Origin of the sequence: Bosea sp. F3-2 (assembly GCF_008253865.1) — a bacterium.
In the GTDB taxonomy this organism is placed as follows: domain Bacteria; phylum Pseudomonadota; class Alphaproteobacteria; order Rhizobiales; family Beijerinckiaceae; genus Allobosea.
In genome coordinates this window covers 5,702,240-5,728,054 of sequence record NZ_CP042331.1, presented here as the reverse complement: position 1 = coordinate 5,728,054, position 25,815 = coordinate 5,702,240, and the positions used below count along the sequence as shown (strand labels likewise).

Below are 25,815 nucleotides of genomic sequence, written 5' to 3'. Positions count from 1 at the left end.
TTCGAAGCCATCGGACCACGCGAATGATGCCCGGCATATGCCGCGCTATTCGGCGGCCTCGCGTTTCGGCGAAAGGCTCATCAGGCGGTCGGCCAGCCGGACGATCTCCTCGCGCAAGGCCGCGTTCGCCAGCGTGCCCGATGCCGCTTTGCGAAGGTTGGACATCTCGTCCAGAAGCTGGTTCCGGTGGTCACGGGCCTGGCTGAGCGCGCCTTCCAGCGTCTGAAGCTCGGCACGCAGAAGCTCGATCTGACTTTCGCGTTCGCGCTGGCTGTCCTGCAAGGCGGCGATCTCTCCTTGTTTGCGCTGCCTCAGATCGGCCAGCTCGTCATTCTTGGCCGCGAGCGCCTGTTCCAGGGCATCCGTTTTGCCTTGCAGGGCTTCATGGTCGGACATCGCCTGCTCCAGCCGCACGGCGAGCTGCTGCACCTCGACGGCGGCAGCACTGGCCCGCGCATCGGCCGCTGCGAGCCCCGCCTCGGCCTGCTCGGCACGGGCGGAGAAAGCGCCGGCCCGAACCTGTTCGCCGTCGCGCTCGCCCGTCATCGCCTTCAGTGCCGCCTCGCTGCGGGCCAGCCGATCCTCGACGCTCGCCAGTCTCCCGGCAAGCTCGTCGCGCTTGCCCTGCAGGACCATGATCTGCGTGCGGTCCTCCACTTGCGCCACGCGCAGCTTCTCATGCGCGTCGCGGCTCGCCGCCAATTCCGCCTCGCGCTCGGCGAGCAGCTTCTCGATCCGCCTGACCGTCTCGCGTTCCCGCGCAAGCTCGTCATCGCGCGTGCTCAGATCGGCCCCTGTGCCCGTCAGAGCTTGCCGTGCCTCCGCCAGGCTCTGCTCCAGGCTCGCCAGATCGGCAAGCCGCTTCTCCAGCGTTGCCGCCGTTTCACCATGGCCGGCCTGCTCTCGCTCGAGGGCTTTTCGCGTATCGCCTAGCCCGGCCTGCGTCGTTGCCAGCACGCTTTCAAGTTCTGCGATCCGGGCATCGCGCTCGCCGCGCTCGCGCTCCAACCGGCCGATCGTCATGTCACGGCGGCCAAGCTCCTGCATCGCCCCAGCCTTGACGGCAAAGCCACGCTCGGCCTCCTGTTCGACAGAGCGCATGCGCAGGGCGAGTTCGGCGCGCAGATGGTCACGATCCGCTGCGATTTCCGCCAGGGAGAGCGGGAAGGCCGCCTCAGCCCGCTTGCGCGCCAGCCGATCGGCACGACGCGCGAGAGCCGGCACCGCGGCCAGCGCGAGCAGGGCAGCGCAAAGGAAGCCGAGCGCGAACAGCATGGCGGCTTCGATCAAGACTCACGGCTCCCGGCAGCACATGAACACAGGCTCCAGCCGAATCTGCCACGCCCGCCCGGCCAAGGCCAGTGCTTGTGACGGGGCTCCGACCAGGGCCGTCAGAACGGGTTCCACGTCGCCTGCGGCGTGAACTTCAGATAGCCGAGATTGACGCCGAGCCGCCAGCCGACGCCGGTGCGGATCGGCACCACGGTGATGCCCTCCGCCGTCATCGCGGTGAAACCGAAACCACCGATGAAATAGGCCGAGCCGTCGATGCCGGCGAAGCGCTGGTAGAGCGCGTCGACCGCCGGCAGGTTGTAGACCAGCATCATCGTGCGCGCGCCCTCGCCACCGAAGTCGAAGCCGATCGAAGGCCCCTGCCAGAACACCCTGCGGTCGCCGGCATTGCGGGTGTAGAGCTGGCCTTCGCCGAAGCGCAGCCCACCCACGAAGGCGCCGGAGGCTTCCTGGCCGAGCACATAGCCATTGGGCTCGCCCCAACGCCGCACAGCCTCCTCGATGGTGAGCGCCAGGCCACGCGACACATTGCCGAAGAACTTGTGGCCGGATGTGACCAGCTCGTTCTGCGAGAACGAGCGCTGTTCGTTGTAGTTCTGCGCGAAAGCCGGGGCCGACAGGCCGGTGAGGCCGGTTCCGGCGACGGCGAGACCGCCCTTGATGAGACTGCGGCGGGTCTGGTTCATGAGCAAGATCTCCGGACAGAGGGTCCGGCCAGGCCAGACCTCGGGGCGGTTTGATCGCCCGGCCGCTCGGCGCCGGTTCCCGACAGGTGCGATACAGACCGGAAGGCGGGCCGATCCTGGGCTATCCGCCGCTCGCGCGATCGTCGAAAAGCGACGTCCGGCGAAAACGAATCATTTCGGTAACCAGTTTGATACGCTGCAAATCTATCCAAGGCGTGAAGATTCCGGCGAGCCGAACGGCCCGGGATTGCGGGATTGCGAGGATTTTCCGGGATGAAGGCCGCAACAAGGCAACACTGCAGCGCGACCTGCGCCGGCATTGCCCTTCTTTTCGTCGCCATTCCAGTCGCCCTCGCCAACACCGCGTCAGCCGAGCCGGTTCTGCCGGCGTCGTCGGGCGCGCCGGGGCTGCCGACCGGTCTGCCCCGCCTGCCTTCACTGGGCGAAGTGATGCAGCGCGACCTGCGCACGGGCCTCGCCATCAACGGCTTTGACCCGGTGTCCTATCGCCTCGGCCGCAGACCTTCGGCCGGCCTCCCCGACCACGAACTCATCCATGACGGAATCGTCTGGCGCTTCGCCTCGCAGGCCAATCTCGAGGCCTTCCGCGATGCGCCGGCAATCTACGCGCCCGCCTTTGCCGGTTTCGATCCGACGGGCGTCGCCAGCGGCGTAGCGGCAGAGAGTGACCCGTGCCAATACGCGATCATCGGTTCGCGGCTGTTCCTGTTCCGCACGGCGGAAAACCGCCAGCGTTTCCTGCAGGATGCCGCGCTCCTGGCTCAAGCCGAAGATCGCTGGAAATCGGTGCTGCGTTTCGTCGCCCGCTGAGAGCTCTCAGCAGCCGGTATCACCGGCGATCGCCCTCCGCGCCAGCGCCTCGCTCGACGCCGCCACGAAAGGCGGATTGCGGAACTGCCGTTCGCTCACGCCGTAATGCGGCAACGCGCCGTCAAGCGTCAGCACCACGCCGCCGGCTGCCGAGAGAATGGCGTCGCCGGCAGCAATGTCCCATTCCATGGTCTGGCCGCAACGGACATGCAGATCCGCCTCGCCCGAAGCGATCATCCCGAATTTGACGGCTGACGAGACGGGGATACCTTTGTGGCAGCACATCGACGCCGCGATACCGTCGCTGCGGCCATCGCCGTGGAAGCGGCTGACCAGTGCGACCGGCCCGTCGCTGGGCAACGCGCGCACAGACGTGCGGTGCGCTTCCCCGAGCGCGGTGCCATCGGCGGCGAAATCCTGCACATAGGCGTGCTCGCCGGCAAACCAGAGCCGGCCGATGGCCGGAGCGGCGATCGCGCCAGCAATCGGCCTGCCCTCGCGGATCACCGCGATCGCAACGCAATAGCTGTCGCCGCCGGCCAGGAACTCGCGCGTGCCGTCCAGGGGATCGAGCAGGATGAAGACCTCGCCCGGCGCGACGCTGTCGGCGGTTTCCTCGCTGATAATGGGGAAGCCGGGGCACAGGCGCGCAAGGGCATCCTTCGCGGCATAATCGGCAGCCAAATCCGCGGAGCAGACCGGCGAACCGTCCTGCTTGAGCTTCACATCGCGCGCCGCCCGCTTCGCCAGCAGGACGCTCGCACTGACTCTGGCAGCTTCCGCAAGTTTGCGCGCCAACCCGTCGCAATCACGCAGACGGGGATCGTCACGGCCGATCATGGCGGCCCATCCTTCGAACATTTGACCCGGATATGGCGATTAACCACATGAAAACCAAGATGACAGCATATCTGGCAGCAATGGCGCCCTACCCTCGGCGCATCGCTCACCCCAGGATTTCACCCCCATGACCGCCATCTCGCTCGACTCGCTCGACCTGGCCGCTCTTCTCTGCAGCCGCGTCTGCCATGACGTGATCAGCCCGGTCGGCGCGATTGTCAACGCTCTGGAGGTTCTGGAGGAAGACGACCCCTCGATGCGCGACTTCGCGCTTGAGCTCATCAAGAAGAGCGCCCGCAACGCCTCGGCCCGCCTGCAGTTTGCGCGCCTCGCCTTCGGCGCGGCAGGATCGGCCGGCGCGATGATCGACCTCGGCGATGCCGGCAACGTCGCCAACGGCTTCCTCAACGACGAGAAGCTCTCGCTCGACTGGGACGCGCCCCGTGCCCTGCTGCCGAAGAATCAGGTCAAGCTCCTGCTGAACCTGCTGGTCATCGCCTCGCAGGCCGTGCCGCGCGGCGGCAAGCTGGTCTCGCGCGCCAGCGTCGAGGGCGAGCAGGGCAGCTTCGAGATCACCGCCACGGGCTCGCATGCCCGCATCCCCGCCCATGTCGAGGAGTTGCTGGCCGGCAATGCACCGGGCGGCACGATCGACGCCCACGCGGTCCAGCCGGTCTATACCGGCATGGTGGCACGCGCCGCCGGGATGGAGGTTTCCGTCGCGATCGACGGCGAGACCGTGACCATCAAGGCAGCCAAGGCGGCCTGAGACCGAAACAGTCGATGGGTGATCTCAACCGATCATAAACCCTTCTCCTGCTTTAGTTCCTGTAGGGTTTCGCGTTGAGTGATGTTCCTGCATGGACGAGTTGCTGCAAGAGTTCCTGACCGAGACCGGCGAGAACCTCGATACGGTCGACCGGGAACTCGTCCGCTTCGAGCAGGACCCGAACGATCGGGACATCCTGCGCAACATCTTCAGGCTCGTTCACACCGTCAAGGGAACCTGCGGCTTCATCGGCTTGCCGCGGCTCGAAGCCCTCACCCATGCGGCCGAGTCGGTGATCGGACAGTTCCGCGACGGTGCGACGGTGAAGCCGAGCGCCGTCACCGCCATCCTCGAAACCATCGACCGCATCAAGGACATCCTCGCCGAGCTGGCCGAGAAAGGGCAGGAGCCCGAGGGCAACGACGAGACGCTGATCTGCGAGTTGCAGGCCTTGGCCGACCATGCCAAGGGCGAGCTCCGCCAGTCGCATCCGACCGAGGAGCCGGTCGACCCCGTCGCCGCCTATCTCGCGCGCCATGGCCAGGTTGCGGCCGAGCCTGCAACGGACGACATCGTCTTCCGCAGCGCCCCGGGGCCGCAGCGCGACCGCAACGGCCGCATCGAAGGCAGCGAGAGCGTTCAGCACGCCGATGAGGGACCGGCGCCGGCTCGGAACGGCGGCCCGGCAACCCTGCGCGTCAATGTCGATACGATCGAGCATCTGATGACCATGGTCTCGGAGCTCGTTCTGACGCGCAACCAGCTCCTCGATGTCTCTCGCCAGCAGGAAGACGCCAAGCTCAAGGCCCCGCTGCAGCGCCTGTCGCTGATCACCGCCGAGCTGCAGGACGGCGTGATGAAGACGCGCATGCAGCCGATCGGCAACGCCTGGTCGAAGCTGCCGCGCATCGTGCGCGACCTCAGCACCGAACTCGGCAAGCGCATCGAACTCGTGACCGAGGGCGCGGAAACTGAACTCGACCGCCAGATCCTCGACCTGATCAAGGATCCGCTCATCCACATGGTCCGCAACTGCGCCGACCATGCGATCGAGCTTCCGGCGGAGCGCCGGGCAGCCGGCAAGCCCGAACAGGGCACGATCCGGCTTTCCGCCTATCACGAGGGCGGCTCCGTCACGATCTCGATCGCGGATGACGGGCGCGGGCTCGATGTTGGACGCATCCGGAACAAGGCCATCGCCCGGGGCCTTGCCACCGAAGCCGAGATCGAGAAGCTCGGCGATGCCCAGATCAGCCGTTTCATCTTCCTGCCCGGCTTCTCGACGGCGGATAACGTGACGGCGGTTTCCGGCCGCGGCGTCGGCATGGACGTGGTCAAGGCCAATGTCGATTCGATCGGCGGGATGATCGACATCGCCAGCCGTCCCGGCCTTGGCACCACCATCACCATCAAGATCCCGCTGACGCTCGCGATCATCTCTGCCTTGATCGTGGTGGCAGGCAATGACCGCTACGCGATTCCGCAGATCGCGGTGCGCGAGCTCGTGCGGGTGAAGACGGGCGACGACAACCGCATCGAGGAGATCAACGGCGCCCCGGTCCTGCGGCTGCGCGGACGTCTGCTGCCGATCATTTCGCTTCCCGAGCTGATGGGCGCGCCCAAGGCGGCGGAGGGAGAAGGCTTCATCGTCATCACCCAGATCGGCGAGCGACAATTCGGAATCCTCGTCGACAGCGTCTTCCACACCGAGGAAATCGTGGTGAAGCCGATGTCGAGCAAGCTGCGCCACATCCCGCTTTTCTCGGGCAATACCATCCTCGGCGACGGAGCCGTCGTGCTGATCGTCGACCCCAACGGCGTCGCCAGCCTGGTCGGCGCGGTCCTGTCGGATGAGGCCGAAGCGAAGCCGCATACCGCGCCCTCCCATGCGCAAGGGAGCGAGAAGACGACGATGCTCGTCTTCCGGACCGGCGCCGGCAGCCTCCAGGCACTGCCCCTGTCGCTGGTGACCCGGCTCGAGGAGGTCGATGCCGACCAGTTCCAGCGCGGTGGCGGCCGCACTCTGCTGCACTATCGCGGGCGCCTCGTTCCCGTCACGCCACTCGCCGAAACGCAGCTGCGCAGCCAGGGCATCCAGCCACTCGTCATCGTCTCGGACGGCGATCTGACCGTTGCGCTGGCAGTCGAAGCCATCGTCGACATCGTCGAGGACAGTTTCGATCTCGAAATGGCCACAAGCGACGAGCGCGGCGTGATCGGTTCCGCCATGATCCGGGGCCGCGCCACCGATATCGTCGATCTCGCCCACTACCTGCCGCTGAACGAGCCCGGCTGGTTTGCCGCGAAGCGCGGCTCCACCCCGTCCGCCCGTGTCCTGCTGATCGAGCCATCGGATTTCCTGCGGGAGATGCTGAGCCCGATCCTGAAGGCATCCGGCCACATGATCACCATGGCGGCCGATTTCGACCTTGATCCCTCGGCAGCCGCCGAGCCGTTCAGCATCGTCCTGCTCGATCTCGATCGACAGATCGAAGCGGCCTTCGCCTTGGCCGCGACGCTGCGTGCCCAGGCCGGAAGCGAGCGCCTGCGCATCCTCGGCCTCACCACCTGCGCGACACCGGATCTGCACATGCGCGCCGCACAGGCCGGCCTCGACGATGTCGTTGCGAAATTCGATCGCCGGGCTTTGCTGAGCGAGCTGAATGCCGGCAGCGCGGATATGAGGCAGGCGGCATGACCCTTCCCGGACCCGACAAGGCTCAGCAGATGGCGTCCGCCGGTTTCGGCGATTCGCTCGACTACGTGACGATCCGGATCGGCGAGCAGCTGCTCGGGCTGCCGATCGGGCGCGTGCAGGACGTCTTCATCACCGATCGCATCACGATCGTGCCCCGCGCTCCGAGCGAGATCGTCGGCTTGTTGAATCTGCGCGGGCGCATCGTCACGGCAATCTGCCTGCGCAAGCGGCTCGGCAGGCCTGTTCCGGATACCCTGGGGCAAGGCGAGTTGACGGCGATCGGTATCGATCATCGCGGCGAGGCCTACGCCCTGATCGTCGATGCCGTCGGCGAGGTGATCCGGCTGGACCGTTCCACCTTCGAGCCATTGCCCGTTCATCTCGACCGTGTCTGGACCGCGTTGGCGAGCGGCGTTCACCGGCTTGCCGACGAACTCCTCGTCATACTCGATCTCGATGCTGTCCTCGATCTTGACCTCCCCGCCGCGGCCTGAGGCACGGCCACAGAGTTTTGGAGACAGACCATGAAATATTGCCTCGTCGTCGATGACTCAGCGGTGATCCGCAAGGTCGCACGCCGGATCCTGGAAGGCCTGCAGTTCCGCATCGCCGAAGCCGAGGATGGCGCACGCGCCATCGATGCCTGCAAGGGCGAGATGCCCGACGCCGTGCTGCTCGACTGGAACATGCCGATCATGGACGGGTACGAGTTCCTGCGCACGCTGCGCCAGATGCCGGGCGGCAAGCGGCCGAAGGTCGTCTTCTGTACCACGGAGAACGACATCGCCCATATCGCGCGTGCCATGCATGCCGGCGCGGACGAATACATCATGAAGCCCTTCGACAAGGATATCGTGGCATCGAAATTCCACCAGGTCGGCCTGCTCTGAACGGTCCAGCCCTGCCCCGGATGCCCGATTTCCGCCGGTCGATATGGCCGATCCAGCAAGCAGCATCAGCATGATGGCGTCCCGCCTCCACCCTCCGGCTCCGCCGATCCGACACAAGACGGTCGTGATCGCCGACGATTCCGTCGTCGTCCGCGGGCTATTCGCCCGCTGGCTGGGGGAAGCTGGCCATTTTCATGTGGTGGCGGTCGCCGGGGACGGCGAGACGGCCGTCGCCCATGCGACGCGCTACAAGCCGGACGTCATGGTGCTCGATCTCGACATGCCGGGCGTGGACGGGGCAGCCGCACTGCCGCAGATCCTCAAGGAAAGCCCCAACACCGGTGTCCTGCTCGCCGCCACGCTGAACGAGCGCAACACCCGCATCGCACTCGAATGCATGACCAAGGGCGCGATGGACGTCGTCTCGAAGCCCGACAGCCGCGCCGGCATGACGCTGTCCCTCGATTTCCGCAGCGAGTTTCTGCTCAAGCTCGGCAACATCGCCCATACGGCAGCGCGGCCGGGTTCGCTGCCGCCGGAGGTCGACATCGTCGATCTGCCGCATAGCGGCCCCGTCAATCTGCGCCCCATGGTTTCGGTGATGCCGCGTTACCTCGTGATCGGCGCCTCGACCGGCGGGCCGCGGGCCGTCGCCAAGGTGCTGTTCGATATCGGCGAGGGCCTGCACGACCTGACGACGCTGGTCGTCCAGCACATGCCGCCGCTGTTCACGGCCTCCTTTGCCGAGCAGATCGCGAGCCATATCGGCGTTCCAGCACGAGAGCCCTTCGACGGCGAGCGCCTGATGCGCGGCACCGTCTATGTCGCCCCTGGCGGCCGCCATCTCGGCATCGACCGCCGGCTCGGCCACATCGTCGCACGCATCGGCGATGAGGCGCCGGTCAACTTCTGTCGGCCCGCCGTCGACGTGCTGTTCAACGATGCCGCGCGCCATCTCGGCGCGGCGACGCTGGGCCTCGTTCTCACCGGCATGGGCAGCGACGGCACCGAGGGCGCCGGCGCCCTGCGCCACGCCGGAGCGGCCGTTCTGGCCCAGGACGAGCCGAGCAGCACGATCTGGGGCATGCCGGGCTCGGTCGTCCGCGCGCGCCATGCCAGCGCCGTGATCGCGCTCGACGAGATCGGCGCCTCGATCCGCTGCCTCGTGCGCGGGGTGCAGCCGGCATGACCGAGACCGATTTCGCCTTCCTCCGGCTGCTGCTGCAGCAGCGTTCGGGCCTGTCGCTGACCGCCGACAAGCTGTATCTGGCGGAAAGCCGCCTGAGCATCCTGTGCCGCCGGCGCGGCATCGCCGATATCGCGACGCTGATCGGCCAGTTGCGGCTCGGCCGCGATCGCGCGCTGGAAAGTGCCGTCGTCGATGCGATGACCACGAACGAGACGCTCTTCTTCCGCGATCGCACGCCGTTCGACCTGTTCCGCGATGTGATCCTGCCGGAGCGCATCGTGGCAAACGCTGCCAGCCGCACGCTGCGCATCTGGTGCGCCGCGGTGTCGAGCGGACAGGAAGCCTATTCGCTGGCCATGATCATCGACGACCACGCCAATCACCTCGCCGGCTGGAAAGTCGAGATCATCGGCACCGACATCTCCTCGGAGATCCTGGAGAAGGCCCGCTCGGGCATCTACAGCCAGTTCGAGATCCAGCGCGGCCTGCCGATCCAGATGCTGCTGAAGCATTTCGAGCAGCGCGGCGACAAATGGCAGGTCTGCGAGCGGCTGCGCCGCATGGTCGAGTTCCGCCAGCACAACCTGCTGGAGCGGAACGATCATTTCGGCCGCTTCGACATCATCTTCTGCCGCAACGTGCTGATCTATTTCGACGTGCCGACGAAGGTGAAGGTGCTGGAGTTGCTGACCCCGCGCCTCGTCCCCGACGGGGCCTTCGTCCTCGGCGCCGCGGAAACCGTGCTCGGGCTCGCCACCAGGCTGACCTGCGACCCCGACCATCGGGGCCTTTACCGCCAGGCCGCCCTCGCTCCGCAGCCGCGCCCCGCCGCAGCGCTTGGCGCCCGCTCCTACGCGGAGCCTCTTGCCGGCTGGCGCTCCTGAGCCTGGCCCACAACATCGCTGCCGCTGCCGTTCCGCCAAAACAAAAACCCCGCCTCGCGGCGGGGTCCCGTCGACCTGTCGTGTACATCCGACGATCAGGTCAAAACTTGTATGCCGTCGCTTCGTGACCGCCCGATGACGGGCAGGCGACGGGAATACGTCAGGCCGGGATACGCTCGTCGACGTCGGAAGGCTCGCGCAGCACATAGCCACGGCCCCAGACGGTCTCGATGTAGTTCTTGCCGTCCGACGCGTTGGCCAGCTTCTTGCGCAGCTTGCAGATGAAGACGTCGATGATCTTGAGCTCGGGCTCGTCCATGCCGCCATAGAGATGGTTGAGGAACATCTCCTTGGTGAGCGTCGTGCCCTTGCGGAGCGAGAGCAGCTCCAGCATCTGGTATTCCTTGCCGGTGAGGTGGACGCGGGCGGCGTCGACTTCCACGGTCTTGGTGTCGAGGTTGACGACCAGATCGCCGGTCGTGATCACCGACTGGGCGTGGCCCTTCGAGCGGCGCACGATCGCGTGGATGCGGGCGACCAGCTCGTCCTTGTGGAACGGCTTGGTGAGATAGTCGTCGGCGCCGAAGCCGAGGCCCTTCACCTTGTCCTCGATGCCGGCGAGGCCGGAGAGGATCAGGATCGGCGTCTTGACCTTGGCAACGCGCAAGGACCGCAGAACCTCGTAGCCCGACATGTCGGGCAGGTTCAGGTCGAGCAGGATGATGTCGTAGTCGTAGAGTTTGCCGAGATCGACGCCCTCTTCGCCGAGATCCGTCGTGTAGACGTTGAAGCTCTCGGATTTGAGCATGAGCTCGATGCTTTGAGCGGTCGCGCTATCGTCCTCGATCAGCAGAACCCGCATGTCCACGTCCCCAATTTCGCCCGCAGGGCAGGTTGACCGTTGCTTTCGCCCGGACCTTCCCGGCCCTTGACGACGACGCACTTGCCCAATGAAACGCCACGCGACACGCTACGAGGAAACTGGTTAACAAACCGTGATTCCCCAGCGCAAGCGCTTCCTCGGAGAAAGTGAACGATCCTTGTCGAGGTGAGTCGAATTTGACACGGATCGGTGAACTTTCACCCGCGAAATGCGCCTTTCGCGGAGGGTTGCTTCGGGAAACAGGTCCAAACGGCCCTGCGACACGCCGCAGCCTCGATCTACAGTCTTAATCACAGAGCTTAATGGATGGTAAATGAGCTCAATTTGTTAGGAACCCTTACCAAATCATCCACAGGGGCGATTTGCCTGATATTCGGCCCCTCCTCGCCCGCCGGCAAGAACGATCTCGCTTCATGAATTCACCTGCGCACGGTCCCGACCGCCTCTCCGCCCTCGCCTCCGCCATCGAGCATATCGAGAGCGTGAGCGTCTATGGCCGTGTCATCGGCGTTCGCGGCCTGCTCGTCGAGGTCGCCGGGCCGATCGGCGCGATGAGCCTGGGCGGCCGTGTCGGCATCGAGATCGCCGCGGACACCCGCGTCCCCTGCGAGGTCGTCGGCTTCTCCGGCGAGAAGGCTCTGGTGATGCCGTTCGGCGGGCTCGATGGCGTGCGCCGCGGCTGCCCTGTCCATGTCGACCGCGCCCAGCCCGGCCTGCGCCCGACCCCCGCCTGGCTCGGACGCGTCGTCGACGCGCTAGGCCGGCCGGTCGACGGTGGCCCGCCCCTGCCGCAAGGCGACACACTCTACGCCTTCCGCAACGACCCGCCGCCCGCCCATAAGCGGCAGCGCGTCGGCGGACCGCTCGACCTCGGCGTCCGGGCGCTCAACACCTTCCTGACCTGCTGCATCGGCCAGCGCATGGGCATCTTCGCCGGCTCGGGCGTCGGCAAGTCCGTCCTGCTCTCGATGCTGGCCCGCTATGCGCAGGCCGACGTCAACATCATCGGCCTTGTCGGCGAGCGCGGTCGCGAAGTGCAGGAATTCCTGCAGGAAGACCTGGGGCCGCAGGGCCTCGCCCGCTCGATCGTCGTCGTCGCCACCTCCGACGAACCGGCGCTGATGCGCAAGCAGGCGGCGCTGACCACGCTGACGCTCGCCGAGTATTTCCGCGATCGCGGCCTGCAGGTGATGTGCCTGATGGATTCGGTGACGCGCTTCGCCATGGCGATGCGCGAGATCGGCCTGGCGGCGGGCGAGCCGCCGACGACCAAGGGCTACACGCCAACCGTCTTCGCCGAACTGCCGCGCCTGCTGGAGCGGGCCGGCCCCGGCACGGAGGACGGCGCGATCACCGGGCTCTTCACCGTGCTGGTCGACGGCGGCGATCATGACGAGCCGGTCGCGGACGCGGTGCGCGGCATCCTCGACGGCCATATCGTCATGGAGCGCTCCATCGCCGAGCGCGGCCGCTACCCGGCGGTCAACATCCTGAAGTCCGTCTCGCGAACCATGCCACGCTCCTGCGACCCGGCCTATTACCCGATCGTGCAGAAGGCCCGCGCCACGCTCGCGACCTATGCCGACATGGAGGAGCTGATCCGGCTCGGCGCCTATCGCCAGGGCGCTTCCGCAGAGGTCGACGAGGCGATCCGCCTGCATCCGGCGCTTGAAGCCTTCCTCAAGCAGGCGAAGGACGACGCAACGCCGCTGCCCGAATGCTATCAACGTCTCCACGCGATCATGAGCGATCGCGTCTGACGCCGTTTCAGTCCCCTTGCGCAGGATGCCCCCTTCGATGATCGGCTCGGTTCTGATCGGCCTCGTTGCCCTCATCCACACCTACATCGTCATTCTGGAGATGTGGCTGTGGGATACGCCGCGCGGCCACAAGGCCTTCGGGCTGACGCCTGAATTCGCTGCGCGCTCGAAGGTGCTGGCGGCCAATCAGGGGCTCTATAACGGCTTCCTCGTCGCCGGCCTGGCCTGGGGGCTCTGGCTCGGCGCCGCGGGATTCGCGATCAAGCTGTTCTTCCTGGCCTGCGTCCTCGTCGCCGGCCTCTTCGGCGCGGCCACCGCAAGTCGCAAGATCCTCTACATCCAGGCTCTGCCGGCGGCTCTCGCCATCGCCTCCCTGCTGGCGGGCATCTGAAACGCTTCAGGCCCGTGCCATCATCCGCACCAGGGCGAACATCGCTGCGAACCCGACCGCTTGAATCGCAGCGGAAACGACCAGCGTCAGGTCGGCCCCGAGCCGCTCGACCATCACCGCGAAGAGCAGCGGCGCGGCGGCAAAGGCCATGTTCTGGGGCACGGTGAGCTTGCCGAGCATCGCGGCGAAGCCGTTGCGGCCGAACAGGGCGAGCGGCAGCGTCGCCCGCGCCACCGAAATCACGCCGAGCGCCGCGCTGAACAGCATAACGAAGCCCGCTGCCGCGCCGATCGTCATCGGGACGAAGGGCAGCACCAGACATAGTGTTGGCCCCAGCAGCAGGCCGAACAGCGCAGTCTTCTCCGCCGGCAGGCGCTCTCCGACAGTGGCATCGATGGCGCGCGCGGCGATCGTCGCCGGCCCGCTCAGCGTTGCGATCCAGACGGCTTCCGCCTGTGTCAGCCCCGCCTCCTGGAACAGCGTGATCAGGTGCAGCGGCAGGCCCCAGGACACCAGGCCGCTCGCCGAGAAGGCAAGCGCGACAAGCCAGAACGCCGCCTTGCGGGAAGAGGATGGAACACGCCCCTCCTCGCCGGCCGAGGGAGCTCCGGTCACTTTCGCCGACGGTTGCACAGGCTGGAAACGCGGCACCGCGGCATAGATCGGCAGCACGATCACGATCTGCATGGCCGCGAAGACGAGCACGGTGATGCGCCAGCCGAAAGCGCCCGTCAGCAGGGCGGTCAGTGGCCAGAATACGCTGGAGGCAAGGCCCGTCACCAGCATCATCAGTCCGATGACGCGCCGCGTCCGCTCGCCCATCAATTGCGCGATCGTGACGTTCCCGACATTGGCGAGCGACATTGCATGCCCCAGCCCGATCACGAACCAGCTCGCGAGATAGCTGACTGGCCCCTGTGCGGTGGCGAGAACGGCGAGCCCGAGAGCGCAGATGATCGCGCCGATGCACATCGAGCGGCGCGTGCCTTCGCGGTCGAGCTGGCGGCCGATCGCCGGGGCGACCAGTGCGCCGGTGATCAGCAAAATGGTGATGCCGCCGAAGACGATCTCGGCATTGAGGCCGAGCTCACGGTCGAGCGCGCTGACCAGCACCGAAGGCGAATAGAAGGTCGAGCCCCAGCCGATGATGCGCGTGAGGGCGAGGCCGGAGAGCAGGGGGATGTGCCCGCCGAAACGAGGAAAGGCAGCCAAGACAGAATATCCGCGGGCAAGGGCCGGACGGCCACTCTCGCAGTCACTAGATCATCGCGACAGGCTGCGGCAGGAGCCGCGACGCGGCTTGAGCATGCAGAAAAAGCAGCCCGTTTCGGTAAGGAAAGGTCAACCTCCTTGCGCCATGCTGCGCCACGTCTCGCGGAGTTCAGGCCCGCGCCGAGGGGTCGGTAAGGGCCAATGCGTAATCAGGAGTTGAAAACGACATGAAGTCGCGAGAGACCCTTCTGCGGCTGAAGCGCTTCCAGGTCGACGAGAAACGTCGCCGGGTGAGCCAGATCGAAATGATGATCGCCGACTTCCACAGGATGGCGAACGATCTCGATCGGGAGATCCAGGCCGAGGAAGCCCGCGCCGGCATCACCGACTCGTCCCATTTCGCCTACCCGACCTATGCCAAGGCGGCTCTGGGTCGCCGCGACAACCTGCGCCAGTCGGCCGACAATCTGAAGGGCCAGCTCGAGGAAGCCAAGGCCGAGTTGCAGGAAGCCTTCGAGGACATGAAGAAGGTCGAGATCCTCGACGATCGCGAACGCGCCACCGAGCGCGCCGCCGAAGCCGCACGCGATCAGGCGACGATGGACGCGATCGGGCTGCGCTCGCGCGCCTGATCCGCTTCAAGAGCATTTTCGAGCGAAGTGGACACCGGTTCGCGTGAAGAAAATGCGATAAAACAAAGACCTAGAGCATTTTCGCGATTCGGAGAAACGCGGAAATACTCTAGAGTTTCCAAGAGCTTCAGTGAAAAAGGGCGGCGTCTTCCGGACGCCGCCCTTTTCTCATGCGATGACGGGATGGTGCGCAACGGCGTCGCGGCGCAGCTTGCCTGTCAGGCGTGGGTCGTCATCGACCTCGACCCCGCGCTTGAACACCGTGAAGCCCGAGCGCTGATAGAATGCGAGCGCGGCCGGGTGATCGAGCGTGCAGGTATGCACCCAGAAGCGCGAGATCGGCCTGGCCCAGGCCAGTTCCAGCGCCCGGTTCATCAGCCAGCGGCCAGCCCCTTCCCGACCACGGGCTCATCGAGCCCGAAGAAGGTGAGCTCCCCCTCCCCCGGCACGCGGAAGTCCAGTTCGAGCAGGCCGACATCCTGTCCGTCGAAGCGGGCCGCATAGACCGCGATTGCCGGATCCGAGAAGATCGCTTCGAGTTCGGCACGCGGTTTGGTCAGGCGGCTGAACCACATCCAGCGTTCACCGAGCTGGCGATAGATGCGCAGATAGCGCTCGATGTCACCGCGCGCGATCGGGTCAAGCGAGAAGCCCTCTGTTCCCGGCGGATCGGCCCGCTCCGGCGGGCGTTCGAACATCTCCAGCGATGTCACGATCGTCGCGATCTTGCCGGGCGGCAGGTCGGTCGTTCCGGTCAGGGTGATGATGAGGCTCTCAGGCATGGAAGGCAGGTCGCGGCTCGAAAGAAGGATCGTCGCCGCGATCATGACATGATCGGGTTCGAAAGAGCATTGCGTGATGATGCATGCCCGGCGTGACACCATGGTTGGATCGAGGGGGCCGCGATGCGACCGTCCTACCGGCTGGCCGTTCGCGCTGCTGGTGATGTGCTTCGCGGTGGTGCCGCATGTCACTCTCGCGGCGACGATGATCCGAGTGCCCATGCCCGCGCATGCTCATCGGGCAGAACCAGCACCGACTTCCGCAACAGAACGGGCCGAGGCCGCCACTCCCTGTCACCCGACGAGCCCGGTCGGGCATCCGGCTTCCGCCAAGCCGCCCTGCTGCGTCGTCGGCTGCGGCCTGATCGCCGAAGCTCCGGTGGCTCCCGTGATTCTGGAACAGATCTCCTGGTCGAGAGCGCTTCCGCCCGTTGTCATGCTGGTTCAGGGCCGCTCGACGGAGCCCGCCGAACCTCCGCCGCGAACATTGTCGCCAGCGTGACCCAGAATCCCCGGCGGATCATGACGCGGCTTTCCGGCGCGATCCGCGTTTTCCATCGATCAAGGACAAGACAGATGAACCGTACCGCCATCGCACTGGCAGCCATTCTCGCAGCCGGCACGCTCGGCAGCGCCGCACATGCACAGCAGCATCACGGCCAGCACGGCGCCCCGGCAGCCTCGATGGGCGCCGACAGTGCCTCGACCAAGGCCTTCAAGGAGGCCAACATGAAGATGCACAAGGACATGGGCATCCCCTATTCCGGCGATGCCGATACCGATTTCGTCCGCGGCATGATCCCGCACCATCAGGGCGCAATCGACATGGCGCGCGTCGTTCTGGCTCACGGCAAGGACCCGGAGATCCGCAAACTCGCCGAAAGCGTCATCCGCGACCAGGAGAAGGAAGTGGCGATGATGCAGGACTGGCTGAAGAAGAACGGCAAATAACCCGGCCCGGCGGCGGGGCAGGCGCCTTCGGGCGCTTGCCCTCGCCCCCGCACGCTGGCACAGAGAATGACAGGTTCGCGCCGCAGCGGTGACGACGTGGGCCGCCCGCCACCCGTCACCAATTCCCAGCCCCGCGGCCTGTATGAAACGTTATCTCGACTACCTCTGGCCGATCATCGGGCTCGTCGCGGTGGTCTGGTCGGTCGAACTGCTCTGGGGCAAGCTCAAGGCCGAGGCCGGCTCCGACGCCGCGATCGAGGCCCTGCTCGCCAACGCCAACCTCTGGCAGAGCATCAAGATCATCGCCCAGCGGATCGGCCACAAGATCGCGGTCATCCCGCCGGAGGCCTTCTTCCACGCCGCACTCGCGACGCTCGTCGCCTATGCCGCCCTCGCCTGGTACGACCGGATCGCGCTGATCCATCTCGGCAAGGAGAAGGGTATCTCCTGGTTCTATATCTCGCTCTGCTCCTTCGTGACCTACGCGCTCTCGCACAATATCGGCGCCTCGGTCTTCTCGGGCGGCATGGTGCGCTACCGGGCCTATACGGCGAAGGGCCTGACGGCCGGCGAAGTCGCCGTGCTCGTCGCGCTCTGCTCGTTCACCTTCGCCTTCGGCACCATCTTCCTGATGGGCCTTGTCCTGATCTACGAGCCGCAGATCCTGCGCCCGCTGGAACGCATGTCGCGCTGGTTTGCGATCGGCGACAAAACGGCGCGCTTGATCGGCGTCGGCATGCTCGCCTTCGTCGCGCTCTATACGATCGGCTCCTGGCTGCGCTTCAAGCCGCTGAAGATCGGCAAGTTCGAGATCATCTATCCACGGCTGCGCATCGTCGTCAGGCAGTATCTCGCCGCCCCGCTCGAACTGGCAGGCGCAGCGGGCATCATCTACTTCGCGCTGCCGGAACAGGGCAATCCGGGCTTCCTGATCGTGCTCGGCGCCTTCCTGCTGTCCTTCTCGGCCGGCCTTCTCAGCCAGGTCCCAGGTGGCGTCGGCGTGATGGAGGCGGTTTTCCTTGCCGTCATGCCGGGCGTGCCGGCCCCGGCGGTCTTCGCCGCGCTGCTGATCTGGCGGCTGTTCTATCTCATCCTGCCGCTGGTGTTCTCGCTGCCGATCGTGCTGGCTTTCGAGCGGGCGCAGCTCAAGCGCACTACCCGTATCGCCCCGCCGCCCTGAGTCAGGCCGTCACGGCCCTGGCGGGCTTGGGCGAAGGACGCTTGAGCGCGATCGCGGCAGCTCCGAACATCAGCAGCGCGCCGGTCGCCTCCGACCAGCCGAACGGCTCGTGCAGCGCCAGGACGCCGACCGCGACGGCGATCGCCGGGCTGATGAAGGCGTAGAGCCCGGCCCTGAACGCGCCCCAGTCGCGCAGCAGCCGCATATAGATGGTGAAGCCCATCAGCGAGCCGCCGATGACCAGGAAAACGACGGCGGGCAGAACCGGCCACAGCACCAGCCTCGCCAGATCGTCGTAACCGACCGGCTCGACGGCGAGCGAAACAGCCGTGAGGCCGATGCCGCCGATCAGCGTCTGCCAGCCGGCGAGCGTCAGCGTCGGCATCGATCCCGCGATCGGGCGCGCCAGCACCGCACCGACGCAGTAGAGCAAGGTTCCGGCCGCCACGGCCGCAAGCGCCCACGCCTCGAGCGGATCGCCTTGCGCCGATGAAAGCCCGCCAAGAGCGCGCGTCGCGAACAGGAAGCCAAGGCCGGCCGTACCGAGCCCGATCGCTGCGAGCTTGTGTCCGTCGATGCGCTCGCCCTCGAAGGCTCGGGTAGCCAGCAGGGTATAGATCGGAATCGTCGCGAAATTGACGATGGCCGCGAGCCCGCTCGGCGCATGCGCCGTGCCCCAGAACAGCAGGGTGTAGTTGCCGGTGTTGAGCAGGAGCGCCGTGCCGATCAGCCGCGGCCAGGCATCGCGCGGCACCTTCGGCACGTCGCGCCCGGCCCAGACCAGCATCAGGAAACCGGCGATGGTGAAGCGCGCCGCTGCCAGGAAGACCGGCGGCACATGCGATGCACCGACCTTGACCGGCAGCCAGGTCAGCCCCCAGACGAGGCACATCACGGCAAAAAGGGCAGCGTTGCGCGACATGGCCTCCGCTTAGCCGCAGCTCACAGCGCTGACCATTGCACCGCAGGCATCGGAGCCCCGTGGAAACGGGAGGCGCGACCGTCATTGCGAGGAGCAAAGCGACGAAGCAATCCAGGGGGACTGGGTGAGACGTTCAACCCAGTCCCCCTGGATTGCTTCGCTGCGCTCGCAATGACGGTGAGGTTCGATAGGCCGTCAGACGCTGCCGACCGTCTTGAGACGCACGCGCGGATGGATCTCGGCCTGCGACAGCACCGGCGTCTCGCGCCGGAAGCGCTCGATGATCTGGCGCGCGAAGGGCCGCGCCATGGCCGAAGTGACGAGCGCCGGCATCTCGCCGATGCGCGCCGCATCCTCGAACTTGTCGCGGACGTGATGCACGAATTCCTGCAACCGCGAGGGCTGCATGGCAAGGTGCCGGTCCTCGCCCTGGCCGATGATGGACTCGGCGAAGACGCCTTCCCAGGCCGGCGACAGCGTGATGATCGGCAGGACGCCATGCTGGTTCGAGAACTGCGCGCAGATCTGGCGCGCCAGCCGGGCGCGGACATGCTCGGCGATGTCGCGGGGGTTCCGGACGCTGGCCGAGACTTCGGCAATGCCCTCGATGATGGTCGGCAGATCGCGGATCGAGATGCGCTCGGAGAGCAGCAGTTGCAGCACGCGCTGGATGCCGGTGGTCGAGATCTGGTTCGGCACGATCTCCTTGACGAGATCGGCATGGTCCTTCGGCAGCTCGCGCAGCAGCTTCTGCACCTCGCCATGCGAGAGCAGCTCCGGCATGTTCGACTTCAGCACTTCCGTCAGATGCGTCGAGATCACGGTCGCGGCATCGACCACTGTGTAGCCGCGCAGCTGGGCCTCGTCCTGCAGGGCGCCGTCGATCCAGGTCGCCGGCAGGCCGAAGGTCGGCTCCAGGACGTTGTGGCCGGGCAGGTTCACCGAGCCACCCATCGGATCCATCGCCATGTACAGACCGGCATAGACGATGCCATGACCGGCATCGATCTCCTTGATCTTGATGTAGTAGTGGTTTGCCTCGAGCTGGACGTTGTCGACGATGCGAACCGCCGGCATGACGAAGCCGAGCTCGGCGGCGAGCTGGCGGCGCAGCGCCCGCACCTGATCGGTCAGCCGGTCCTGTCCGCCCGTGGCATTGACCAGCGGCAAGAGCCCGTAGCCGATCTCGATCTTCAGCTCGTCCATCTTGAGCAGGTCGTTCAGCGTCTCCTCGCGGGGCGAGCCGTCGGCCGCCAGCGCCGCGCCGGGCTGCGCCGTGCCGGCGAGCGCCTGCTCGGCCTCGCGCGCCTTGGCTGCCCGGCCGAAATGGCGGGCCAGAAAACCGGCGCCACCCGCCAGCAGTAGGAAGGGCAGCATCGGAATGCCGGGCAGGAGAGCGATCAGCAGCATCACCGCCGCCGACATGCCGAGCGCCTTGGGATAGCCGGAAAGCTGCTTGCCGAGCGCCTTGTCGGCAGCGCCACGCACGCCGGCCTTCGAGACGAGCAGGCCCGCGGCCGTCGAGACGATCAGCGCCGGGATCTGGCTGACGAGACCGTCGCCGACGGTGAGCTGGGTGTAGTTATGCGCCGCATCGCCAAAGCTCAGCCCCTGCTGCGCCACGCCGATGATGATGCCGCCGAGCACATTGATGAAGGTGATCAGCAGGGCGGCGATGGCATCGCCGCGCACGAATTTCGAGGCGCCGTCCATCGAGCCGAAGAAGGAAGATTCATCCTCCAGCGCCTTGCGGCGGACCTTGGCGGTCTCCTGGTCGATCAGGCCGGCCGAAAGATCGGCGTCGATCGCCATCTGCTTGCCCGGCATGGCGTCGAGGGTGAAGCGCGCCGCCACCTCGGCGATGCGGCCGGAACCCTTGGTGATGACGACAAAGTTCACGATGATCAGGATGGTGAAGACGATCACCCCGATCACGAAATTGCCGCTCATCACGAAGCCGGCGAAGGCCTCGATGACATGGCCCGCCGCCGCCGTGCCCTCGTGCCCATGCGCGAGGATGAGACGTGTCGAGGCGAGGTTCAGCGCCAGACGGAACATGGTGACGATCAGCAGCACGGTCGGGAAGGCCGAGAACTCCAGCGGCTCCTCGATGAAGAGCGCGGTCATCAGCACCAGCACCGACAGGATGATCGAGAGCGCCAGCATCAGGTCGAGCAGCAGCGCCGGCATCGGGAAGATGAGCACCACCAGGATGCCCATGACGCCCACGGCGAGGAACAGGTCCGGCCGGTTGAACAGCTTTCCCATCGCGCCGCGATCGGGAAGGCTGAACCCTCTCCCCTGCCCCGCCGTCACATCGGTCATCGACCGCTCCGCCGCCTCGTGCCCGCCCATGGCGGGCCAGCGCTCCGAAGCGGAGCGCAACCCGGCAATTCTTGCCGGGTTCATGGTGAATGATTGGTTAAGCCAGCCTGCGAGGGCCTGTGCCTGAATGCATCACCGGAACCTTCACGGGCATCGATCGTTTGCGTTTCGACGCAGCGCGCCGGCTCGACCGGGGGTCGCATGCATCATTCGCGCGCAGCCGCTCGTCCCGGCCGGCGCTCGCCCGCCTCAAAGCGCCGCAAGAGCGCCGTTTATCGTCGGGGATAACCCGTGCAGCACGCCCAACCACTGGGAGCAGAGCGTCCCGTCGTCGAGACCGACGTCCCCGCCCGCCTCGACCGCCTGCCCTGGTCGCGCTTCCACACGCTCGTCGTCGTCGCGCTCGGCATCACCTGGATTCTCGACGGCCTCGAGGTCACGCTCGCCGGCTCCGTTTCCGGCGCATTGAAGGAAAGTCCGGTCCTCAAATTCACCAACACCGAGATCGGTCTCGCCGGCGCAGCCTATATCGCCGGTGCGGTGCTCGGTGCCGTCTTCTTCGGCTGGCTCACCGACCGGCTCGGCCGGAAGAAGCTCTTCACCATCACGGTTCTCGTCTACCTCACCGCGACGGCAGCGACCGCCTTCTCCTGGAACGTCGCGAGCTTCATCGTCTTCCGTTTCCTGACCGGCATGGGCATCGGCGGCGAATACACCGCGATCAACTCCACCATTCAGGAACTCGTCCCGGCCCGCGTACGCGGCTGGACCGATCTCGTCATCAACGGCTCGTTCTGGGTCGGCGCGGCGCTCGGCGCGCTCGGCGCCATCGTCCTGCTCGATCCAGCCCGGATCGATCCGGAATATGGCTGGCGCCTCGCCTTCTTCATCGGCGCCCTGCTGGGCCTCGTCATCCTGATCCTGCGGCAATGGATTCCGGAGAGCCCGCGCTGGCTGATCAGCCACGGCCATCCGGAGCGCGCCACCGCCATCGTCGCCGATATCGAGCGCCGCGCCGGCTTCATCGCGCCGACAAGCGAGGTGCTGACACGGACCCGATTGCGCCCGCGGCCCGCGACCCCGCTCGGCGAGGTCTTCCGCGCGCTCTTCGTGGTTCATCGCGAGCGCGCACTTGTCGGCCTTTCGCTGATGCTGTCGCAAGCCTTCTTCTACAACGCCATCTTCTTCACCTATGCGCTGATCCTGACCGATTTCTACGGCGTGCCCTCGCAGCAGATCGGCTGGTTCATCCTGCCCTTCGCGGTCGGCAACTTCCTTGGCCCCCTGCTGATCGGGCGGCTCTTCGACACGATCGGCCGGCGCGTGATGATCGCGGCGACCTACGCTCTGTCGGGCCTGCTGCTGACCGGAACCGGCTATCTCTTCTGGAAGGACTGGCTCACCGCCTCGCAGCTCACCTTGTGCTGGAGCATCGTCTTCTTCTTCGCCTCCGCCGCCGCGAGCTCGGCCTATCTCACGGTCTCGGAAACCTTCCCGGTCGAGATGCGCGCGCTCGCCATCGCCGCGTTCTACGCGATCGGCACCGGCGTGGGCGGCGTCGCCGGTCCCTGGCTCTTCGGCATCCTGATCGACACCGGTTCGCGCGGCAGCGTGTTCGGCGGCTATCTGCTCGGCGCCGCGCTGATGCTGGCGGCGGCCTTCATTGCGGGCCGTTTCGCGATCCGCGCCGAACGCCGGCCGCTCGAGAGCGTTGCCCGCCCGCTGAACGCCGTGGATTGAGCGCAGCCTTGGCCCTAACCATAAGGAAGAAAACCGCGCGTCGGGGAACAAAGCATCCTTCAAACGCATTACTTCCTGCCGGCATTCAGGCTCTAAGAATGCACGGACGATATGGAGACAACAGCCTGGAGGTCGTCGTGGACAGACGCTCATTCCTGATGACGCTGGTCGGAGGCTTCGCCGCTGCCGGCATGGGCGGCATCGCCGCCGCCGAAGCGGCCCAGCCGAAGCCGGCCCTGAAGCCGGAAGCCGAGCCCGCAAGGGGCGATGAAGCCGTTCCGGCCGACATGAAGGAGGCGCTGGACAAGACCGACGCCGAATTCAGCCAGTACTACTACTATCGTCGCCCGCGCTATTATTATCGTCGGCGCTACTATCGCCCGCGGTATTATTACCGTCCACGATACTACTACCGCCCGCGCTATTACTACCGCCGACGTTACTATTATTGAGCTGCAATTTCCGGGTCAGGCCACGCTGATGCGTGTCTGACCCGGCTCCGCCACGGTGATGCCGGCGGCGGTGTATTCGCTCAGCTTGTTGCGCAGCGTGCGGATCGAGATTCCGAGGATCTTGGCCGCGTGCGTGCGGTTGCCGAGGCAGTGGTCGAGCGTATCGAGGATGAGCTCCCGCTCGACATCGGCGACGGTGTTCCCCACCAGCGATCGGGTCATGGCCTCCGCGGTCTGCGCGGCGCGCGCGGCGGGGTCGCGCGCAGGGGACGAAGACAGCGCCTCGCCTTCCGGCGTCAGCACGGCCGTAGACGCGATCTCCGGACCGCTCGCCAGCAGCACCGCCCGGTGCATCGTGTTCTCCAGCTCGCGGACATTGCCGCGCCAGGCGTTGCCGAGCAGCAGCTTGCGCACGTCGGCTGCGATCGGCCGCATCGGCAACCCGTTCAGATCGGCATATTTCTTGGCGAAATGCTCGGCCAGCACCAGGATGTCGGCTGGCCGCTCGCGCAGCGCCGGCAGGCGCAGATGCACGACGTTGAGACGGTAGAACAAATCCTCACGGAAGGAGCCCTCGCGCACCGCGTCCGCCAGATTGCGGTTCGACGTCGCGATGATGCGGATGTCGACCTTGACCGGCTGGGCGCCGCCGACACGGTCGATCATCCGCTCCTGCAGGGCACGCAGGAGCTTCGCCTGCAGGCGCACATCCATCTCCGAGATCTCGTCGAGCAGCAGCGTGCCGCCATTGGCTTCCTCGAACTTGCCGATGCGCCGGGCGATGGCGCCGGTGAAGGCGCCCTTCTCATGACCGAACAGCTCGGATTCGAGCAGGTTGTCAGGAATGGCGGCGCAGTTCACTGCGACGAAGGGCCGGTCCTTGCGCGCCGACTTCTGATGGAGATGACGGGCGATCACCTCCTTGCCGGTGCCGCTCTCTCCGGTAACGAGGACAGGCGCCTCCGAGCGCGCGATTTGCGAGGCGAGCTGCACGACGCGTTCCATCGCCGGGTCGCGCCAGATCAGGCTGGACTGGTCGGCAGCGACTGCCTCCAGCACTGCCGCGATCAGCTCCGGATCCGGCGGCAGCGGCACATATTCCTTGGCGCCGGCCTGGATCGCTGCCACGGCCGCGCGTGCATCCGTCGAGGTGCCGCAGGCGACGATCGGCGTGCGGATGCGTTCCGCCTCCAACGCCGCGACATAGGCCGCGATCGGCTGCGCGACATCGATCATCAGCAGATCGGCGCCCTTCGAGCGCAGCACCGCGAGCGTCTGATCGAGCCCATCGGTATGGGTCACGGCCGCTCCGTGCGACATCGCGATCTTGGCCGCGGCGATGATCTGTCCCTTGAGACCGCCGGCGATGATGAGGCGCATGGCTCAGGTCCTTCTGTTTAGAGCATCGGACCAAAAAATGGATTCCACTTTTCGGAGGAATCCGATGCTAAGACAAAGAGGTAGATCGCCACTATGCGTCCGTTCGGACGCACGGCGATCTAGCGTCACGATGGCGGGGCCGGTTCTCACCGGTCCGCCTTGATGATTTCGGTCATGGTCACGCCGAGCCGGTCCTCGACGACGACGACCTCGCCGCGAGCCACCAGCCGCTCGTTGACGAAGATGTCGATCGCCTCGCCGACGCGCCGGTCGAGCTCCAACACCGCGCCGGGCACGATCTGGAGCAGGTCGCCCACCGCAACCTTCGAGGAACCGAGCACGGCCGAGACCGTGACCGGCACGTCGAAGACCTGCTCGAGATCCTCCGCCGTCTTGACCGGGACCGGGCCGGAATGTGCGACCGAGTTCTGGTTCTGGTCGAAGGACAAGTCGGCTTGATTCAGCGGCGGCAGGTTGAGGTCGTTCTGCTGGCTCATGGCTCAGACTTTCATGGTTCCGCCTGGCCATGGCCGAACACGCGGGCGACCGCCTGTTCGACCAGGGCCGAAAGCTGCTGGCTGTCGAGGACGAAACCGCCCTCGGCCCATTCGATGCGCCCATCGCCGGGCACGATGTCCGCCTGCCCGAGCACGATCAGCTTTCCCGCAAAGCCATGCTCGGCCGCGAGCTTGCGGATCAGTTCCTCCGCCTGCTCGACCACGGCCTCGTTGACGCGCAAGACGAGATGCGGCGCCGTCCGGGCATGGCTTAAGGCTTCGCGGATCGCTCCCGCCAGCGCCGCCATCGGCTTCTCCGCCAGGGCAGCGCCCGCCAAAGCCTTCGCCGTCACGAGCGCGACATGCGCCGCATGTTCCTCGATCGCGGCGGTCCGCGCCGCCTCCTGCGCGAAGAGCCGCTCGGCGGAGCGGGCGAGCTGCCCGGTCAGCCCGGCAAGCTGACTTTGCGCCTCTCGATGCGCCTGCTCCTGCCCGGCACGGAATCCTTCCGCCCGTGCCGCCGCGAGATCGGCCTCGCCGGCGGCTTTGCGGCCGCCTTCGCGAAAATCCGTCCCGAACATGAACTTCGTGGTGGAAACCATCTTAGAGGCTGCTGTGAACCAGGGGG

The 25,815-nt window shown here is 66.3% G+C and carries 26 protein-coding genes; 14 read left to right on the top strand and 12 right to left on the bottom strand.

Going from position 1 to position 25,815, the window contains the following annotated elements; all coding sequences use genetic code 11:
- Positions 1-45: 45 nt before the first annotated feature.
- Both FQV39_RS26580 and FQV39_RS26575 read right to left on the bottom strand, forming a co-directional pair.
- Positions 46-1,290 (bottom strand): coiled-coil domain-containing protein, encoded by a 1,245-nt coding sequence (locus FQV39_RS26580; RefSeq protein WP_149133028.1) that lies wholly within the window; start codon positions 1,288-1,290, stop codon positions 46-48.
- Between the two features lie 101 nt (positions 1,291-1,391).
- The gene (locus FQV39_RS26575; RefSeq protein WP_149133027.1) at positions 1,392-1,979 is read right to left on the bottom strand and encodes a DUF1134 domain-containing protein; all 588 of its coding nucleotides are present in this window, start codon (positions 1,977-1,979) and stop codon (positions 1,392-1,394) included.
- A gap of 273 nt (positions 1,980-2,252) precedes the next feature.
- On the opposite strand from FQV39_RS26575, the gene FQV39_RS26570 reads away from it, so the two are divergent.
- On the top strand, positions 2,253-2,810 hold the full coding sequence (locus FQV39_RS26570; RefSeq protein ID WP_149133026.1) for a YHS domain-containing (seleno)protein: 558 nt from the start codon (positions 2,253-2,255) through the stop codon (positions 2,808-2,810).
- Positions 2,811-2,816: 6 nt separating this feature from the next.
- On the opposite strand, the gene FQV39_RS26565 is transcribed toward FQV39_RS26570, so the two are convergent.
- Entirely contained in the window at positions 2,817-3,650 is an 834-nt protein-coding gene (locus FQV39_RS26565; protein WP_187640071.1) for a 3'(2'),5'-bisphosphate nucleotidase CysQ family protein, read from the bottom strand.
- 127 nt (positions 3,651-3,777) lie between these two features.
- Between FQV39_RS26565 and chpT the strand changes: the two genes are divergently transcribed.
- From chpT to FQV39_RS26535, 6 genes are all read left to right on the top strand, one after another.
- Entirely contained in the window at positions 3,778-4,419 is a 642-nt protein-coding gene (gene chpT, locus FQV39_RS26560; protein WP_149133024.1) for a histidine phosphotransferase ChpT, read from the top strand.
- A gap of 91 nt (positions 4,420-4,510) precedes the next feature.
- The gene (locus FQV39_RS26555) at positions 4,511-7,117 is read left to right on the top strand and encodes a chemotaxis protein CheW (protein WP_149133023.1); all 2,607 of its coding nucleotides are present in this window, start codon (positions 4,511-4,513) and stop codon (positions 7,115-7,117) included.
- The gene (locus FQV39_RS26550) at positions 7,114-7,611 is read left to right on the top strand and encodes a chemotaxis protein CheW (protein WP_149133022.1); all 498 of its coding nucleotides are present in this window, start codon (positions 7,114-7,116) and stop codon (positions 7,609-7,611) included. The genes FQV39_RS26555 and FQV39_RS26550 overlap by 4 nt, the downstream gene beginning before the upstream one ends.
- Positions 7,612-7,641: 30 nt before the next feature.
- Complete coding sequence (locus FQV39_RS26545; RefSeq protein WP_149133021.1) at positions 7,642-8,007, top strand: response regulator; 366 nt, start codon at positions 7,642-7,644, stop codon at positions 8,005-8,007.
- A 70-nt stretch (positions 8,008-8,077) separates the two neighbouring features.
- On the top strand, positions 8,078-9,196 hold the full coding sequence (gene cheB, locus FQV39_RS26540) for a chemotaxis-specific protein-glutamate methyltransferase CheB (RefSeq protein WP_149133020.1): 1,119 nt from the start codon (positions 8,078-8,080) through the stop codon (positions 9,194-9,196).
- Positions 9,193-10,080: a CheR family methyltransferase gene (locus FQV39_RS26535; RefSeq protein WP_149133019.1), complete on the top strand. Its 888-nt coding sequence runs from the start codon at positions 9,193-9,195 to the stop codon at positions 10,078-10,080. Before cheB ends, FQV39_RS26535 begins: the two co-directional genes overlap by 4 nt.
- Positions 10,081-10,240: 160 nt before the next feature.
- Here FQV39_RS26535 and ctrA read toward each other — a convergent pair whose 3' ends face one another.
- Positions 10,241-10,942 (bottom strand): response regulator transcription factor CtrA, encoded by a 702-nt coding sequence (gene ctrA, locus FQV39_RS26530; RefSeq protein WP_056711445.1) that lies wholly within the window; start codon positions 10,940-10,942, stop codon positions 10,241-10,243.
- A gap of 434 nt (positions 10,943-11,376) precedes the next feature.
- On the opposite strand from ctrA, the gene fliI reads away from it, so the two are divergent.
- On the top strand, positions 11,377-12,723 hold the full coding sequence (fliI, locus tag FQV39_RS26525; RefSeq protein WP_149133018.1) for a flagellar protein export ATPase FliI: 1,347 nt from the start codon (positions 11,377-11,379) through the stop codon (positions 12,721-12,723).
- A 37-nt stretch (positions 12,724-12,760) separates the two neighbouring features.
- Positions 12,761-13,114, top strand: a complete 354-nt coding sequence (locus tag FQV39_RS26520; RefSeq protein WP_149133017.1) for a DUF1304 domain-containing protein — start codon at positions 12,761-12,763, stop codon at positions 13,112-13,114.
- Positions 13,115-13,120: 6 nt separating this feature from the next.
- Here FQV39_RS26520 and FQV39_RS26515 read toward each other — a convergent pair whose 3' ends face one another.
- On the bottom strand, positions 13,121-14,326 hold the full coding sequence (locus tag FQV39_RS26515) for an MFS transporter (RefSeq protein ID WP_149133016.1): 1,206 nt from the start codon (positions 14,324-14,326) through the stop codon (positions 13,121-13,123).
- 227 nt (positions 14,327-14,553) lie between these two features.
- Here FQV39_RS26515 and fliJ point away from each other — a divergent pair, with 227 nt between their 5' ends.
- A complete protein-coding gene (gene fliJ / locus FQV39_RS26510) occupies positions 14,554-14,958 on the top strand; it encodes a flagellar export protein FliJ (protein ID WP_149133015.1) in 405 nt (134 codons plus the stop codon).
- A gap of 168 nt (positions 14,959-15,126) precedes the next feature.
- Here fliJ and FQV39_RS34270 read toward each other — a convergent pair whose 3' ends face one another.
- Together FQV39_RS34270 and FQV39_RS34265 are read right to left on the bottom strand one after the other, a co-directional pair.
- On the bottom strand, positions 15,127-15,333 hold the full coding sequence (locus FQV39_RS34270) for an N-acetyltransferase (protein ID WP_349238566.1): 207 nt from the start codon (positions 15,331-15,333) through the stop codon (positions 15,127-15,129).
- Positions 15,333-15,785, bottom strand: a complete 453-nt coding sequence (locus tag FQV39_RS34265) for a hypothetical protein (protein ID WP_349238565.1) — start codon at positions 15,783-15,785, stop codon at positions 15,333-15,335. Before FQV39_RS34265 ends, FQV39_RS34270 begins: the two co-directional genes overlap by 1 nt.
- 531 nt (positions 15,786-16,316) lie before the next feature.
- Here FQV39_RS34265 and copM point away from each other — a divergent pair.
- Positions 16,317-16,691, top strand: a complete 375-nt coding sequence (gene copM, locus FQV39_RS26500; RefSeq protein WP_149133014.1) for a CopM family metallochaperone — start codon at positions 16,317-16,319, stop codon at positions 16,689-16,691.
- A 142-nt stretch (positions 16,692-16,833) separates the two neighbouring features.
- The gene (locus FQV39_RS26495) at positions 16,834-17,871 is read left to right on the top strand and encodes a lysylphosphatidylglycerol synthase transmembrane domain-containing protein (RefSeq protein ID WP_149133013.1); all 1,038 of its coding nucleotides are present in this window, start codon (positions 16,834-16,836) and stop codon (positions 17,869-17,871) included.
- 1 nt (position 17,872) lies between these two features.
- Here FQV39_RS26495 and FQV39_RS26490 read toward each other — a convergent pair whose 3' ends face one another.
- Both FQV39_RS26490 and flhA read right to left on the bottom strand, forming a co-directional pair.
- On the bottom strand, positions 17,873-18,793 hold the full coding sequence (locus tag FQV39_RS26490) for a DMT family transporter (RefSeq protein ID WP_149133012.1): 921 nt from the start codon (positions 18,791-18,793) through the stop codon (positions 17,873-17,875).
- Between the two features lie 195 nt (positions 18,794-18,988).
- Positions 18,989-21,061, bottom strand: coding sequence for a flagellar biosynthesis protein FlhA (gene flhA / locus FQV39_RS26485; protein WP_472840663.1), 2,073 nt, complete (start codon positions 21,059-21,061; stop codon positions 18,989-18,991).
- A 348-nt stretch (positions 21,062-21,409) separates the two neighbouring features.
- Between flhA and FQV39_RS26480 the strand changes: the two genes are divergently transcribed.
- Together FQV39_RS26480 and FQV39_RS26475 are read left to right on the top strand one after the other, a co-directional pair.
- On the top strand, positions 21,410-22,858 hold the full coding sequence (locus tag FQV39_RS26480; protein ID WP_149133010.1) for an MFS transporter: 1,449 nt from the start codon (positions 21,410-21,412) through the stop codon (positions 22,856-22,858).
- Positions 22,859-22,995: 137 nt separating this feature from the next.
- The gene (locus FQV39_RS26475) at positions 22,996-23,310 is read left to right on the top strand and encodes a hypothetical protein (protein WP_187640070.1); all 315 of its coding nucleotides are present in this window, start codon (positions 22,996-22,998) and stop codon (positions 23,308-23,310) included.
- 15 nt (positions 23,311-23,325) lie between these two features.
- Here FQV39_RS26475 and flbD read toward each other — a convergent pair whose 3' ends face one another.
- From flbD to FQV39_RS26460, 3 genes are all read right to left on the bottom strand, one after another.
- Positions 23,326-24,690, bottom strand: coding sequence for a sigma-54-dependent transcriptional regulator FlbD (gene flbD, locus FQV39_RS26470; protein ID WP_149133008.1), 1,365 nt, complete (start codon positions 24,688-24,690; stop codon positions 23,326-23,328).
- A gap of 146 nt (positions 24,691-24,836) precedes the next feature.
- Positions 24,837-25,187 carry a flagellar motor switch protein FliN gene (gene fliN, locus FQV39_RS26465; RefSeq protein ID WP_149133007.1) on the bottom strand — a complete coding sequence of 117 codons (351 nt, stop codon included), beginning with the start codon at positions 25,185-25,187 and terminating at the stop codon, positions 24,837-24,839.
- 11 nt (positions 25,188-25,198) lie between these two features.
- A complete protein-coding gene (locus FQV39_RS26460) occupies positions 25,199-25,789 on the bottom strand; it encodes a FliH/SctL family protein (RefSeq protein ID WP_149133006.1) in 591 nt (196 codons plus the stop codon).
- Between the last annotated feature and the right edge of the window lie 26 nt (positions 25,790-25,815).

Bases quoted from the DNA above. Each gene is read 5' to 3' on its own strand.
- FQV39_RS26575 (WP_149133027.1), bottom strand. From the start codon at position 1,979: ATGAACCAGACCCGCCGCAGTCTCATCAAGGGCGGTCTCGCCGTCGCC.
- FQV39_RS26570 (WP_149133026.1), top strand. From the start codon at position 2,253: ATGAAGGCCGCAACAAGGCAACACTGCAGCGCGACCTGCGCCGGCATT.
- FQV39_RS26565 (WP_187640071.1), bottom strand. From the start codon at position 3,650: ATGATCGGCCGTGACGATCCCCGTCTGCGTGATTGCGACGGGTTGGCG.
- chpT (WP_149133024.1), top strand. From the start codon at position 3,778: ATGACCGCCATCTCGCTCGACTCGCTCGACCTGGCCGCTCTTCTCTGC.
- FQV39_RS26555 (WP_149133023.1), top strand. From the start codon at position 4,511: ATGGACGAGTTGCTGCAAGAGTTCCTGACCGAGACCGGCGAGAACCTC.
- FQV39_RS26550 (WP_149133022.1), top strand. From the start codon at position 7,114: ATGACCCTTCCCGGACCCGACAAGGCTCAGCAGATGGCGTCCGCCGGT.
- FQV39_RS26545 (WP_149133021.1), top strand. From the start codon at position 7,642: ATGAAATATTGCCTCGTCGTCGATGACTCAGCGGTGATCCGCAAGGTC.
- cheB (WP_149133020.1), top strand. From the start codon at position 8,078: ATGATGGCGTCCCGCCTCCACCCTCCGGCTCCGCCGATCCGACACAAG.
- FQV39_RS26535 (WP_149133019.1), top strand. From the start codon at position 9,193: ATGACCGAGACCGATTTCGCCTTCCTCCGGCTGCTGCTGCAGCAGCGT.
- ctrA (WP_056711445.1), bottom strand. From the start codon at position 10,942: ATGCGGGTTCTGCTGATCGAGGACGATAGCGCGACCGCTCAAAGCATC.
- fliI (WP_149133018.1), top strand. From the start codon at position 11,377: ATGAATTCACCTGCGCACGGTCCCGACCGCCTCTCCGCCCTCGCCTCC.
- FQV39_RS26520 (WP_149133017.1), top strand. From the start codon at position 12,761: ATGATCGGCTCGGTTCTGATCGGCCTCGTTGCCCTCATCCACACCTAC.
- fliJ (WP_149133015.1), top strand. From the start codon at position 14,554: ATGAAGTCGCGAGAGACCCTTCTGCGGCTGAAGCGCTTCCAGGTCGAC.
- FQV39_RS34270 (WP_349238566.1), bottom strand. From the start codon at position 15,333: ATGAACCGGGCGCTGGAACTGGCCTGGGCCAGGCCGATCTCGCGCTTC.
- FQV39_RS34265 (WP_349238565.1), bottom strand. From the start codon at position 15,785: ATGATCGCGGCGACGATCCTTCTTTCGAGCCGCGACCTGCCTTCCATG.
- copM (WP_149133014.1), top strand. From the start codon at position 16,317: ATGAACCGTACCGCCATCGCACTGGCAGCCATTCTCGCAGCCGGCACG.
- FQV39_RS26495 (WP_149133013.1), top strand. From the start codon at position 16,834: ATGAAACGTTATCTCGACTACCTCTGGCCGATCATCGGGCTCGTCGCG.
- FQV39_RS26490 (WP_149133012.1), bottom strand. From the start codon at position 18,793: ATGTCGCGCAACGCTGCCCTTTTTGCCGTGATGTGCCTCGTCTGGGGG.
- flhA (WP_472840663.1), bottom strand. From the start codon at position 21,061: ATGGGAAAGCTGTTCAACCGGCCGGACCTGTTCCTCGCCGTGGGCGTC.
- flbD (WP_149133008.1), bottom strand. From the start codon at position 24,690: ATGCGCCTCATCATCGCCGGCGGTCTCAAGGGACAGATCATCGCCGCG.
- fliN (WP_149133007.1), bottom strand. From the start codon at position 25,187: ATGAGCCAGCAGAACGACCTCAACCTGCCGCCGCTGAATCAAGCCGAC.
- FQV39_RS26460 (WP_149133006.1), bottom strand. From the start codon at position 25,789: ATGGTTTCCACCACGAAGTTCATGTTCGGGACGGATTTTCGCGAAGGC.